Origin of the sequence: Thalassobacillus sp. B23F22_16 (genome assembly GCF_043496955.1) — a bacterium.
Lineage (GTDB): Bacteria > Bacillota > Bacilli > Bacillales > Halobacillaceae > Thalassobacillus > Thalassobacillus devorans_A.
Window position 1 is genome coordinate 150,465 of record NZ_JBIEKD010000006.1, and the last position, 13,727, is coordinate 164,191.

The following is a 13,727-nucleotide window of genomic DNA, read 5'->3' on the forward strand; positions in this document are numbered from 1 at the left end:
ATGGGAAATAACCTAAAAAGAAAAGGATGATACCGTCTTATGATATCATCCTTCCCTATTAATTAAAGTACCCCGGCATGTCCGCTGTATATATCACCACGAGCACTATCAATCGTCAGTTCATCCTTGTCATTAATCAATTCAAGCGCTTCTTCAACACCTACAATCACTGGAATCCCAAGGCTTAATCCAACTACTGCCGCGTGGGAAGTCAACCCGCCTTCCTGGGTAATAATGCCGCCAGCTTTCTCAATTGCCGGCATCATATCCTTATCAGTTCCATATGTTACCAGAATATCTCCATCTTCCACTTTATCTAACGCTTCCTGGGTACTTTTAGCGATCACCGCTCTGCCATAGGCAGTGCTTTGACCGATCCCCTGACCTTTTGCCAAAACATCACCGATGACATGGACTTTCATCAGGTTGGTTGTCCCGCTTTCGCCAACAGGAACCCCAGCAGTGATGATGACGCGGTCACCCCGATTAACCACGCCGGAAGCAAGGCCTCGGTCAATTGCTTCACCGAGCATATCATCCGTAGTAGCAGCTCGCTTACCTAACACTCCATGTACTCCCCATACTAGTGAAAGCTGGCGAAGTACACGTTCATTAGAGGTAATCGCTACAATCGGTGCCTTTGGGCGATACTTTGAAATCATCCGTGCTGTGTGACCACTTTCAGTTGGTGCTACTACCGCGTTGACAGATAAATTAATAGCGGTATGTGTAACCGATTGACTAATTGCGTCCGTAATCGTCATATCGCTTGTTTTGGAGCGTTCTTGTAGAATCGCTTTATAGTCTAACCCGGTTTCCGTTTTCTTTGCAATGTTGTTCATTGTTTGAACAGCTTCTACTGGATAATTACCGGCAGCCGTTTCTCCTGAAAGCATGATCGCATCCGTGCCATCGAAGATAGCATTTGCTACATCAGAAGCCTCTGCCCGTGTAGGACGAGGATTTCGTTCCATTGAGTCCAGCATTTGTGTTGCCGTAATGACCGGCTTGCCAACTTGATTGCACTTACGGATCAGTTTCTTTTGTACCAGTGGTACATCTTCAGCAGGAATCTCCACGCCAAGATCCCCACGAGCAACCATCAGGCCATCACTTGCCGCAAGGATTTCATCAATATTGTCCACGCCTTCTTGATTCTCAATCTTAGGTATAATTTGAATGTGAGTGGCATCATGTTTCTCAAGCAGCTCTCGAATCTCCAGTACATCGGATGCACGGCGCACGAAAGATGCAGCAATAAAATCCACATTCTGTTCAATGCCGAATTCAATATCCTTGGCATCTTTATCTGTAATACCAGGCAGGTTTACACTTACATTCGGCACGTTTACACCCTTTTTAGTTTTCAACAGCCCCGAATTAAGTACGGTAGTCTTGATATCCTTGTTCTCAGTATTGATTTCTTCTACTTGCAATTCGATCAAACCGTCATCCAGGAGGATTTTAGAGCCTGGATGGACATCATCGATAAGTCCTGGGTACGTGACAGAAATACGTTCACTTGTTCCTTCCACTTCCTCCATACTTACATAAAGGCTGGACCCTTGCTCAAGCTTGACACCTCCATCCTTCATGACACCAGTACGGATTTCCGGGCCTTTCGTATCCAACAGAATGGCAATATTCTTGCCGGCTTTACTGGCGGCTTCACGGATATTTATGATCCGCTGGCCATGCTCCTCATAATCACCATGGGAAAAGTTAAGACGTGCTACATTCAAACCTGCTTCAATTAACCTGGTCAACGTTTCAACCTGCTCGGATGCCGGACCAATCGTCGATACGATTTTAGTCTTTCTAATCATGTTTTTCCTCCTTATTTCAAGCTGCGTTTTATTAAACTGAAAACTGACAGACCTATTGCAAACTTTAGATAGACAGCTCCTGGGAAAGCTTGTACATATCCATATCCAGCATATGCCCCTGGTCCAATACTTCCAGGATATCATGGTCGACCAGTTTGTTATTTTGGATACCCACCATGCGGCCGGCTTTGCCGGCAAGAAGAATATCTACAGCTTTCGCACCTAATCTGCTCGCCAATACCCGGTCTGCAGCTGTTGGTGAACCTCCACGCTGGGTATGGCCTAAAACCGTAACGCGCGTCTCGAGGTCGGTCGCTTCTTTGATGCGCTGGCCAAAGTCAAAGCCACTGCCAACTCCTTCAGCGACTATAATGATACTATGTTTTTTCCCACGATCGTGACCACGTTTCAAACGTTGCACTACATCATCAAAGTCTTCATTACGTTCAGGTACCATTATCGTTTCAGCTCCGTCAGCAAGACCTGCCCATAATGCCAAGTCACCTGCATCTCTTCCCATAACCTCCACCACGTATGTACGCTCGTGAGAGGTAGCTGTATCTCTAATTTTATCAATGGCTTCAATTATCGTGTTCAACGCTGTATCAAAACCGATGGTAAAGTCGGTACCTGGTATATCATTATCGATAGTACCTGGAACCCCGATACAAGGGTAACCTTTTTCTGTCAGTTTTTTAGCTCCTCTAAAAGAACCGTCTCCGCCAATGACAACGAGACCATCAATGTCGTGTTTTTTCAGCTGCTCGATACCTTTCTGCTGTCCTGCTTCCGTTTTAAACTCTTCACAACGTGCAGAATAAAGCTTCGTGCCGCCACGTTGGATAATGTCACCGACAGACCCAAGCTCCATTTTTTCTATATTTCCATCAATCAGACCTTGATAGCCATATTTAATGCCATACACTTCTATATCATGATAGATCGCTTTTCTTACTACCGCGCGGATGGCGGCATTCATCCCCGGGGCGTCTCCGCCACTCGTCAATACTCCTATTTTTTTCATAACCAATCACCTCATTTTATAGGTTCCACTGTTTCTTTTGTCCCCATCTCAAGATAAATCTAAACGTATCGAATAGCAACATCGATTCTGTGACATTTTCATGTTTAGGCAGTTGTAACAATCGAGCCTCTCAGTTTGCGAAAAAAATTATACGGCATGCACAAACCCTTGGCAAATATGAAGAACAGGAAGATTCAGGTATTTAAGCATGAAAGCGCTCCCTTCCTGATAAGATGCGAAAAGTCGCACAATTGTGCGACTTTCCCCTGTCCTTCAGACTACTTCTATTATAATGGAAGAGTTGTATAATCTCCAATTTTCTTATATTTTTCCCATCGTGACTCCAATAATTCTTCTTTACTGAGTGATTTCAGGTTTTCCAGCGATTCCTGCAGTATCTGATCGATTTTCTCTGACTGTGCCTTAATATCCCGGTGAGCACCACCACGAATTTCAGGAATGACCTTGTCCACGATGCCGAGCTCCTTCAAGTCATAGGAAGTAATTTTCATGGTTTCTGCAGCATTCTGAGCGAGATTGGAATCCTTCCATAATAAAGCAGCAGCTCCTTCAGGAGAAATAACCGAGTAAGTAGAATTTTCCAGCATATGGATGTGGTCCCCAACACCTAATGCCAGAGCACCTCCACTACCTCCTTCTCCAATAACAATACATACCACAGGAACGGTCAACCCTGCCATCTCCATCAAGTTTCGCGCAATCGCCTCACTTTGACCCCGCTCCTCAGCAGCCTTTCCAGGGTAAGCGCCTTTCGTATCGATAAAGCAAATTATCGGGCGGTTGAACTTATCCGCCTGCTTCATTAACCGTAAAGCTTTCCGGTACCCTTCCGGATGAGGCATACCAAAATTGCGTCGAAGGTTCTCTTTCGTGTCATTGCCTCGTTGATGGCCAATGACCGTGACGGGCTGATTTTTATAATTAGCAATTCCGGCTACGATCGCTTCATCATCCCCATATAACCGGTCACCATGCAATTCCATAAAATCGGTGAAAATGGAATGAATATAATCGAGGGTGGTAGGCCGCTCTGGATGACGTGCCATTTGAACTCGATTCCATGGACTCAGGCGATCATAAACATCTTCTTCCAGCTTTTCGAGCCGCTGTTCCAACGTTTCAATTTCCTCACTTAAATCCATCTCACTTTCCTGTGTGAGTTTCTTCAATTCTTCAATTTTTCCTCTAAGTTCTATAACCGGTTTTTCAAAATCCAGTACCTGCTTCACGACAACTCACCTCCAGGTTGATGAATGCTGAGGATCGTTTCCAGTTTATTTTTCAAGTCATGACGATGAACAACATCATCTAACTGTCCATGTTTTAATAAAAACTCTGCCGTTTGAAAGTCTTCCGGAAGCTTTTCGCGGATCGTCTGTTCAATGATTCGCCTTCCAGCAAACCCAATCAAAGCACCCGGTTCTGCAAAGTTAAAGTCTCCAAGCGAGGCAAAACTGGCAGAAACGCCTCCTGTAGTCGGATGCGTCATGACAGAGATCATCAATCCACCATCTGAATGGAGACGTTGGATGGCTACGGATGTCTTGGTCATCTGCATTAAACTGATGACCCCTTCCTGCATCCTGGCTCCCCCGGAAGCTGTAAAAATGATAAAAGGAATTTTTTCTTTTCTTGCTTGTTCAATTGCGTTAGCTATCTTCTCTCCTACAACCGCTCCCATACTTCCCATGCGGAAGCGGGCATCCATAACAGCAATAGCCGTTTCATATCCTCTTATCTTTCCTTTTCCGGTAATAACGGCTTCATTCAAACCTGATTTTTTACGGTCTTTTTCTAGCTTCTCTTCATACTCCGGAAATCCCAATGGATTGGTTGAAATCATATACTTGTCCCACTCTTCGAAGGAATCCTTCTCTAAAAGACTCTCAAGCCTTTCGTAAGCATTTTGCTGATGATGATAATCACAATGGGGACATACATTCAAGTTTCTTTCCAATTCTTTACGATAGTATATTTTATTACACCCTGGACATTTCTGCATTAAACCTTCTGGTACATCCTGTTTCCCCTCCTGGTTGGGTAGAGAGGCGTATTTACGTTTCTTGTTGAATATATCTCTAAGCAAGGTTATTCCTCCTTCGGGACAAAACTTCTTCTGTTTAATGTAGCGAAAATCTTTCAAAAAGATTGTCGTTCTATGTCAATATTAATTCGACAAATTGAGCTCTTTTTCATACCAGCTTCTCAAGTCATTCAATTTGCCTCTTTCCATTTCCTCCAACACCTTTTTATAAAAGGAATTCGAGAAGGTAATATCATGGACCGTATTGGCGAACCCGTCTATCAACTGCCACATTCGATTGAGCAGTTCATTCCCTGATATTTCAAATAGATATTGAAAAAAAGAATGATGAAGAGTTTGAGCTTCCTTTTCGGAATTGGTGCCTTTCACCAAATTTGTTAGATGCTCTATATGTCCTTCCGTCAGCAACGGAAGAATCTTATTAATTACTTCGAGCTCGAGCATCATTTTTGCAGCCGCCAGCTCGTCTTTCGTCCTTGCCTCATGCAAGATAAAAGTCGAGAGCAATTCCACCATATGATAAGGACGGTAAGTACGCATGAAAGTACCTTCGCCCCTTCTCGTTTCAATCAGACCAAGCAGCTCCAGGGCACGGAATGCTTCCCTGATTGAAGAACGGCCGACATTCAACAACTCACTAAGTTCACGTTCAGAGGGGAGTTTATCTCCTGGGCTAAGGTGATGTTCTTCAATATATGCTTTAACTTGCTGCAATACCTCTTCATAAACTTTTACTTTTTGCGACCCAGACACGGGAAAGCCACTCCTTTATACCAACACCTGACTTATTCTTCCCAAAAGAGAGAAATATCTTCCTTTATGTAATGAGGAGAGAAAGACATGGATGCTTTCTCCCTTCCCTTCATTAATCTTCATCAATCATAGTAAGTTGTCTTGTTTTTTCAGCTACCTGTTCCGGATCTACATGCATACGTGCTACTCCTGACTCCATTGCCGCTTTAGCCACTGCAGCAGCTACAGCTGGTGCTACACGTGCATCAAAAGGTGCAGGGATTACGTAATCCGCGTTTAATTCGTCAGCTGTAACAAGAGAAGCGATTGCCTCTGCAGCCGCAATCTTCATTTTTTCGTTGATGCGAGTTGCCCGCACATCTAACGCTCCACGGAAAATTCCCGGGAAGGCGAGAACATTATTTACCTGGTTAGGAAAATCCGATCTTCCTGTCCCAATTACACGTGCTCCTGCAGCCTTTGCATCTTCTGGCATGATTTCCGGATCTGGATTGGCCATAGCAAAAATTATTGGATCATCATTCATGGCCTCCACCATTTCTTTCGATAATAATCCACCCACTGAAACGCCGACAAATACATCTGCGTCTGTCATAATCTCTTCCAATGAGCCCTCTTGTTTATCCTTATTCGTTATTTTAGCTATTTCATCTTTCACATCATTCATACCATAATTTCTGCCTTCAAAAATGGCGCCTTTCGAGTCACACATGATGATATCCCGGACACCGAAGTGGTAAAGGAGTTTGATGATAGCAATTCCGGCAGCACCGGCACCATTAGCGACTACTTTGATATCAGAAAACGATTTTCCTACTATTTTCAAAGCATTCATCAAACCAGCTACTGTTACGATAGCAGTACCATGCTGGTCGTCGTGGAAAATGGGGATATTCGTTTCTTTTTTCAGTTTTTCTTCAATAAGGAAACAATTTGGAGCAGCGATATCCTCAAGATTCACTCCACCGAAAGTAGGCTCCATCAGTTTGACTGTGTTTACAATTTCATCCACTTGATGCGTGTCCAGACAGATCGGGAAAGCATCAACACCAGCAAAACTTTTGAACAATGCAGCTTTCCCTTCCATGACAGGCAAGGAAGCTTCAGGGCCAATATTACCTAATCCGAGCACGGCTGACCCGTCACTGACAACAGCTACCATGTTCCCTTTCATCGTATAATCATAAACCGATTCTTTATGGTCATAGATCTCTTTACACGGCTCTGCCACCCCTGGGGAATAAGCGAGGCTGAGATCTTTAGCATTCTTTATTGGTACCTTTGAATGTGTGGCTAATTTCCCTTTATTGACACGATGAATATGTAATGCTTCATCTCTTAAATTTGACACTTATAACCGCTCCTTTATAAACAATAGATGATGAATAATATAAAAGCATCGAGTGGTCAGACCACCATTATTAGACTCCTTAATTATAACAGATGTTATATAGGTGTAAAGCGACACCCACCATCTACCTAGATCTGTTAAATCACCATGTTGATTTCCCAGTAAATCTCCCAATTGCTGAACACTCAGTTTCAAGAGAAACTGTTTCCCTTACGGTGGTAAGTGTATATCTCGGAAGCAAGTCTTCGACTTTTCGGACCTTTTGTTGAAGAAGTCTCTATTGAAAAATTAATAAGTTTAGAGCTTTTATATAAGAAAAAGCTTAACAGACCTTTTTTGGTCTGCTAAGCCCATCCTGTTCATTTAGCAGATGCTGGAACGACTGAGTCTTTCCCGAAATAATCATGCAGCGCTGTCAGGCATTCTCTTGTGAGTTTTACGTAATACTCGCTGGAGAGCTGATAGGTTTTTCCCTTTCTGGCATGATGGACAATAACAGGCGTATTACCTGGGAAATGTTCAGCTATTTGCCGAATCGCCTGCAAAGCATCAAGCTCTTCCTGTTCCGAAAGTTTGATGAAAAGTTTTTTAGGAGTCTCTATGTCCGCTTCCAGAATATCTTCTGAAAATGGCTGGATATCAGCAAGCAGCCATTGAAGCTGATTGTTCCGATCCTCAATATTCCCCTCAAAACAGATCAACATTTCTTCCTGAAGCCATGGCCTTACCTTTCTGTATAGCTCAGGGAATATCACGGTCTCTGCTTCTCCTTGTTCATCACTGATAGTCATGAAAGCCATTGGGTCTCCGCGCTTGGTCCTGATTTGCTTAATATGTTCGACTACCCCACAAGCTTTTAACCGTTTCTTCTGCTTGACGGCATCCATTTGCCTTAATGCGATAAAGGCATTGGCACGAAGTTTCTGCCGGTAAGTTTCTAAGGGGTGCCTCGACATGTAGGTGCCAAGCACCTCTTTTTCCATGGACAATTGTTTCATTTGGGAAAACGGCTCTGTTTGAACATAATTGACGTCCAGCGTCAATTCATCCTGAAAAAAGGATGGCTGATCATCAAACTCCTTAAAAAGTTCTCCTTGTTCTATAGCATGATCGACGCTGGCAAGGAGGCTAGCCCGGTTATTGTATATTTCATCAAATGCCCCTGCCAGAATAAGCGCTTCGATCACTTGTCTGTTTACTGCCTTTAAAGGAACCCTTAAACAAAAATCAAAGATATTTTTGAATGGGCCTTGCTTTCTGGTTTCCAGTATTTCCTGTACCGCCTGCATTCCTACACCTTTTATGGAAAGCAGCCCCATGTGGATATTTCCTTTTTTTACTCGAAAAACCATATTGCTATGATTGATGGAAGGGGAAAGAACCTGAACACCAGTGTCTTTAGCTTCCCTGATATACGATGCAAGCTTTTCATGATTACCTGCATTAGCATTCATCAGCTCTGCTAGAAAGAAAGCGGGATAATGAGTTTTCAAATAAGCGAGCTGATAGGAAATCATACTATACGCTACCGCGTGGCTTCGGTTAAATCCGTAGTTGGAAAACTTAACAATCCACTTATATATTTCTTCTGCTACATTTTCCTGATAGCCCTGTTGCCTGGCGCCCTCGATAAAGGCTTTGTACTGTTCTTCTATCAAACCTTGCTTTTTTTTACTGACTGCTCTTCTTAAAATATCGGCCTGCCCCAGGCTGAAGCCTGCAATTTGGTTGGCTACCTGCATGATTTGCTCTTGATAGACCAGCACACCGAATGTTTTTTCTAATATCGGCTCTACATCCGGATGGGGGTAGGTTACAGAAGTTTCTCCGTGTTTCCGTGCGATATAGACCGGGATATATTCCATCGGACCTGGCCGGTATAACGCATTGACCGCTACCACATCTTCAAACCGATTTGGCTTTAGTCTTTGTAAAACATTTTTCATTCCCTGGGATTCTAATTGAAAAATTCCATTCGTACGCCCGTCACGCAATAGTTGGTAGGTTTCCGTGTCTTCAAAAGGAATAGAATCAAGTGAAAATCCCGGATTGCCAGAACGTATAATATTTGCTTCAATTCTCTCGAGCAGCGTTAAGTTCCGTAAACCAAGAAAGTCCATTTTAAGCAAGCCGATTGTTTCCAAATCTCCCATAGCATATTGCGTGAGGGGGACACCTTCATGACCAGCCATCAACGGTACTTCCTGGGTGAGCGGAACATCACTGATGACTACACCGGCTGCGTGCGTAGAAGTATGTCGTGGCAAACCTTCCAGTTTGGCGGCAATTTTAAACAATAATTGTAACTTTCGAGACTGGCGGATATAGGCCGCCAGCTCTTCGGACTGCTTTACAGTTCCTACAATTGTTCTGTCACTGCTGGCAGAAAACTCTTTGAGTATAAAAGCCGCATCCTGTTGATCGATGCCTATGGTTTTAAAAAGTTCCCTTAACAAGCTCCGGGCTGCAAATGTACCGAAAGTGATGATCTGAGCTACACGATCGGTCCCATATTTGTTGGTGACATACTGGATCACCTCATCCCTTCGATGGTCAGAGAAATCAATGTCAATATCAGGCATTGTCACCCGCTCCGGATTTAGAAATCGTTCAAACAATAAATCATATTGGATCGGATTGACTTCCGTGATACCAAGCAGATAGGCGACTAGCGATCCAGCAGCTGATCCCCGCCCTGGTCCTACTTTGATATTATTCCGCTTAGCATAAGCAACAAAGTCCCAAACAATCAGAAAATAATCGCTAAAATTCATAGAAGCGATTACTCCCCATTCGTATTCCAGGCGTTCCTTTGCCTGCTTTCTTTCCGTTTCCTCCATTTTTTCTAATGCCTTCATGCATAATTCCTTTAGATACTCATCGGAGTTTTTTCCATCAGGGACTGGAAAATTGGGGATTCTTTTTTCTTCCAGGGCCAGTGTCACCTTACATTGATCGGCAATCTGATTGGATGATGTAAGAATTTCTGGCCACCAGTCAGAGAACAACTCTTCCATTTCATCAGGATTTCTTAGATGACGATTTTTGTTTGAGTTATCCATTGCATCAGATAACCAGCGCCGCCCTTCCCTGATCGCTGTTAAGCAGTCATATGCCTGCGCATCTTCCTCCTGCAGATATCGGACATCCTGCAAAGCGACTGCAGCAATTCCATACTGATCGACAAACGGCTTCAGGGTTCTGTGTAATCTTCTTTCCTTTTCCAGCTGGTGGTCCTCTACCCCTATATAAGCCTTTGACCTTTCAAATAACGAAGACCATTCCGAGAAAAAGTGATAGGCAGCTTGTTCCTGTCCCTTCTCAAGATAGACTGCTAACGGGGACCCTGCTGCCGGCAAGATAAAAATTATGCCGGTAGTGTAGGGCTGTAACTCCTCCAGTTCCAAACTACGTGTATCTCCAGTTTGTATGTATGTGCTCAATTTTAAGAGATTTCTATATCCCTCCTGATTTTCTGCTAATAATACGGCAGAAAAGAGGGTTTCTCCTTCCAACAATTCCACTGACATGCCAATTACCGGATGGATGTCCGCTTCATGACACGCCTGGTAAAATTCCAAGGCCCCGTGCAAGACCCCCTCATCCGTTAGTGCCAATGAATTAAAGCCGCTCTGTTTTGCTCTTTCCACTAATTTTTTTATGGAAATACTGCTTTTCATTAAGCTATAACCACTACGTACTTGCAAGTGGGTAAACGAAGCCATTCCAATCACCTTTCTTCCTTAACTATAATTATAGCTGATACATGAAGCGGAATGAAACCAGACCGCATACCTTGTCTGTAAAATTCATAAATATAATAGAAGTGTATAAAAAGACAGGCCGAGAAGTACATGCAAGAGAGGATGAATGATAGTGGAAGAACGATTGATTGTCTCCATGATTCATGTTTTTTTCATTGCGTTCGGGGTGATGGTGGGCGGAGCCTTTATCGGAAGTCTGGGTAGTCTTATAACCGGAGAAGCTCCTTATACATCGATGGTACGGATTGCCAAAGGATTGAGGATTTGGGCTATTGTTGCAGCTATCGGAGGAACATTTGATACGATTGCCCGGTTTGAAAAAGGAATTTTCGATGGATCAACCTTTGATTTATTTAAGCAGATCATGGTCATCGTTGCAGCCATGGGTGGAGTAAAAGCAGCAATGGTATTTTTTCAATGGATCCTGCAAGAGGATATCACATAATGCATATACCGACATACTATAAACGGGAAAGCTGGCAGCGTTTTTTTGCCGGGGCAGTCGTCGGTGCCATTATTGCCTATGGTCTTTTTTTATATGTAAACGGGAGCTTGCTTGAACATTGGGTAGAGGAAAACATTCGACTGCGCGGAAAACTGACAGAACTTGAATCTGCGTATGAGGGACTATTGAACACCCATGAAGAAGAACAGGAACAATTCACCATTAAACAAATCGGGATCACCTTCACAAACGATAAACGCCTGCAATTGGATCGGCTGACGAAACATCAATTAGAAACTCTAATCAAAGGAGAATTAGAGGATGTCATAGGGAGAAATGTAGAAGATGTCGGCGAAAACCGTGACTTCCTCATTAAAGCTGTAGAAAATAAACGGTATCAAATTGATGAGTTCACCTACCAGGTAGAGGTCGTTCAGCTTATCATTTACAGACAGCTAAGCCTAGAATTAAGCATTTCTATTGATACTTAATGAGCAAAATTGAAATTATGACAAAATGATGAAATTTTCAGAAAAATGTAGCAGAAAACTGTTGAACATTATACAATAGAGTTAGATAAATAGCATTCTATCCAAAGGGGTGAGTGATATGTTGATAATGGACCGTCACCGTCTGGTTGAAGAAAAGGTTGCACAGCTTATGAACGGTTACACCGCATACGCAGAAACTGATGAACTCATCCGTCTAATGAAAAGAGATGTAGCCAGACGCCAGCTTAATGTCTTTTTCGATCGTACCGATACCGGCTGTTGGTTTATTCCGGTAGATCCGATCGAGTCTAAGCATTAATAATGATGAACCCTCACAGACCTGATACAGGTCGGAGGGTTATTTTGTTTGTTTTTTACAAAGTGTCAGCTGTGCTCAAGCTTATACTTACGGCACACTTCTTCCAGTTCCGCGGCGATAGCTTCCGTTTCTTCCCAGGAATGGGCTGAAGCGCCTGCTGCCATTGGATGGCCACCGCCATTAAAGTTTGCCGCAACCCCATTGATCACAGGGCCTCTGGAACGCAATCGCACCCGGATTACCTCATCTTCTTCAACAAAGAATGCCCAGGAAAGAACCCCTTCCACATCACCAAGTATGCCTACCAATTGACTTGTTTCCAGGACGGAAACCCCGTATTCTTCCATAATCTCTTTTGTTATCCGAATCGTACTCAGCCCTGAAGAGGAAACTGTGAAATGTTGCAAAATGTACCCCTTCAGCCGTACAATATTCATCCTCGTTGTATACATCCCATCATATAAACTTGGACGGTCAAACGAATATTCGACTAAATCCGCGGCATATTTCAACGTCTTCGGAGTGGTGCTAGGGAATAGAAAGCGCCCCGTATCCCCCACAATACCTGCATACAAAAGGCGGGCTCCTTCCTCGGTGAGCCTGGCTCCCTCTGTTTTCATTTCAAGATAAAATTCATAAACCAACTCACTGGTGGAGCTCGCATCCGTGTCAACCCACTGGATGTCCCCGTATTTGTCTACATTGGGATGATGGTCAATCTTAATTACTTCTTTTCCTTTTGTATAGCGTTGATCATCAACTCTTGCTTCATTAGCGGTATCGCAGACGAGGACAAGCGCATGGTTATAATCATCATCGGATACCTCATCCATCCTTATAAGAAAATTTAGTGATGGGTCTTCCTCCCCGGCAAGTAAAACTTCTTTGTCTGGAAAACTGGCGCGGATGATTTCTTTCAGTCCACCCGTTGATCCCAGAGCATCCGGGTCAGGACGTACATGTCTGTGAATAATGATTTTCTCGTAGTCTTTAATTTTCTGGAAGATCTCTTTTTTGCACATATGATTTCTCCTTACCTTGCATGGTTACTTCTTATTTAATCATAGAAACTTAATATCAGGTAGCATAAATCTTTAAAACAAGCTACAATGGTATTGATTTAAGACATTTTTAGGGAGTAGATTTCATGTTGATATTTTCTACCTTGATTCTGGTATCACTCGTTCTATATATTTATTATAAAGTGAATATTACCCGGACAAGGGACAGATTGACACAATTATATTTCAATGGAAAAGCACGTATCTGTCTAGGGAGCTTCGTATTCTTCTTCGGTATCAACCAATACCTTTTTTATGGTACAAAACTTTCCCTATATATCGGGATCGTATTCCTCATTCTAGGCGGGATGCAAATGTATACCGGTTTTAAAAGTTCACGCCATTATAAAAAAGAATATCAAAAACAAGAGGCAGCAGTCTCAAACTGATGTCGATCGAAAAGAGGCTGGGACAAAACCCAGTAAATTAAACGGAAAGTGGTCGGCATCAAAATGATGCCGACCACTTTTTTATGGTTTTCTTTTATTTTCAATAAAGAAAATAAGGACAACCTCTGATAAAATTAAAGTTACCACACAACAACCATCGGAGGTGTCCTTATGTTTAAACAGTATAACATGAACCAAGTAATCTTGCCTATGGATGTGGAAATGAAACTTCAAGATAA

At 43.0% G+C, this 13,727-nt stretch carries 12 protein-coding genes; 4 read left to right on the top strand and 8 right to left on the bottom strand.

Annotated elements, in window-relative coordinates; genetic code table 11:
* Positions 1-62 precede the first annotated feature (62 nt).
* From pyk to dnaE, 7 genes are all read right to left on the bottom strand, one after another.
* Positions 63-1,826: a pyruvate kinase gene (gene pyk, locus ACGTNI_RS07270; RefSeq protein WP_085509084.1), complete on the bottom strand. Its 1,764-nt coding sequence runs from the start codon at positions 1,824-1,826 to the stop codon at positions 63-65.
* 64 nt (positions 1,827-1,890) lie between these two features.
* Positions 1,891-2,850 carry a 6-phosphofructokinase gene (pfkA, locus tag ACGTNI_RS07275; protein ID WP_085509085.1) on the bottom strand — a complete coding sequence of 320 codons (960 nt, stop codon included), beginning with the start codon at positions 2,848-2,850 and terminating at the stop codon, positions 1,891-1,893.
* Between the two features lie 287 nt (positions 2,851-3,137).
* Positions 3,138-4,100 (bottom strand): acetyl-CoA carboxylase carboxyl transferase subunit alpha, encoded by a 963-nt coding sequence (gene accA, locus ACGTNI_RS07280; RefSeq protein ID WP_085509086.1) that lies wholly within the window; start codon positions 4,098-4,100, stop codon positions 3,138-3,140.
* The gene (gene accD / locus ACGTNI_RS07285; RefSeq protein WP_085509087.1) at positions 4,097-4,957 is read right to left on the bottom strand and encodes an acetyl-CoA carboxylase, carboxyltransferase subunit beta; all 861 of its coding nucleotides are present in this window, start codon (positions 4,955-4,957) and stop codon (positions 4,097-4,099) included. The genes accA and accD overlap by 4 nt, the downstream gene beginning before the upstream one ends.
* An 81-nt stretch (positions 4,958-5,038) precedes the next feature.
* Positions 5,039-5,668, bottom strand: coding sequence for a FadR/GntR family transcriptional regulator (locus tag ACGTNI_RS07290; RefSeq protein WP_394461155.1), 630 nt, complete (start codon positions 5,666-5,668; stop codon positions 5,039-5,041).
* Between the two features lie 112 nt (positions 5,669-5,780).
* Positions 5,781-7,019: an NADP-dependent malic enzyme gene (ystJ, locus tag ACGTNI_RS07295; RefSeq protein WP_394461157.1), complete on the bottom strand. Its 1,239-nt coding sequence runs from the start codon at positions 7,017-7,019 to the stop codon at positions 5,781-5,783.
* Positions 7,020-7,378: 359 nt separating this feature from the next.
* The gene (dnaE, locus tag ACGTNI_RS07300) at positions 7,379-10,744 is read right to left on the bottom strand and encodes a DNA polymerase III subunit alpha (RefSeq protein WP_394461159.1); all 3,366 of its coding nucleotides are present in this window, start codon (positions 10,742-10,744) and stop codon (positions 7,379-7,381) included.
* A gap of 151 nt (positions 10,745-10,895) precedes the next feature.
* Between dnaE and ACGTNI_RS07305 the strand changes: the two genes are divergently transcribed.
* The 3 genes from ACGTNI_RS07305 (at position 10,896) to ACGTNI_RS07315 (ending at position 12,038) form a co-directional block, all read left to right on the top strand.
* On the top strand, positions 10,896-11,228 hold the full coding sequence (locus ACGTNI_RS07305; RefSeq protein ID WP_394461161.1) for a YtrH family sporulation protein: 333 nt from the start codon (positions 10,896-10,898) through the stop codon (positions 11,226-11,228).
* Positions 11,228-11,719 (top strand): sporulation membrane protein YtrI, encoded by a 492-nt coding sequence (ytrI, locus tag ACGTNI_RS07310; protein WP_394461163.1) that lies wholly within the window; start codon positions 11,228-11,230, stop codon positions 11,717-11,719. The genes ACGTNI_RS07305 and ytrI overlap by 1 nt, the downstream gene beginning before the upstream one ends.
* Before the next feature lie 118 nt (positions 11,720-11,837).
* The gene (locus tag ACGTNI_RS07315; RefSeq protein ID WP_394461165.1) at positions 11,838-12,038 is read left to right on the top strand and encodes a YtzJ family protein; all 201 of its coding nucleotides are present in this window, start codon (positions 11,838-11,840) and stop codon (positions 12,036-12,038) included.
* 65 nt (positions 12,039-12,103) lie between these two features.
* Here the strand turns inward: ACGTNI_RS07315 and ACGTNI_RS07320 are convergent, their stop codons facing one another.
* Positions 12,104-13,060 carry a DHH family phosphoesterase gene (locus ACGTNI_RS07320; protein WP_085509093.1) on the bottom strand — a complete coding sequence of 319 codons (957 nt, stop codon included), beginning with the start codon at positions 13,058-13,060 and terminating at the stop codon, positions 12,104-12,106.
* A gap of 125 nt (positions 13,061-13,185) precedes the next feature.
* On the opposite strand from ACGTNI_RS07320, the gene ACGTNI_RS07325 reads away from it, so the two are divergent.
* The gene (locus ACGTNI_RS07325; RefSeq protein WP_085509094.1) at positions 13,186-13,488 is read left to right on the top strand and encodes a YtpI family protein; all 303 of its coding nucleotides are present in this window, start codon (positions 13,186-13,188) and stop codon (positions 13,486-13,488) included.
* Positions 13,489-13,727: the final 239 nt, after the last annotated feature.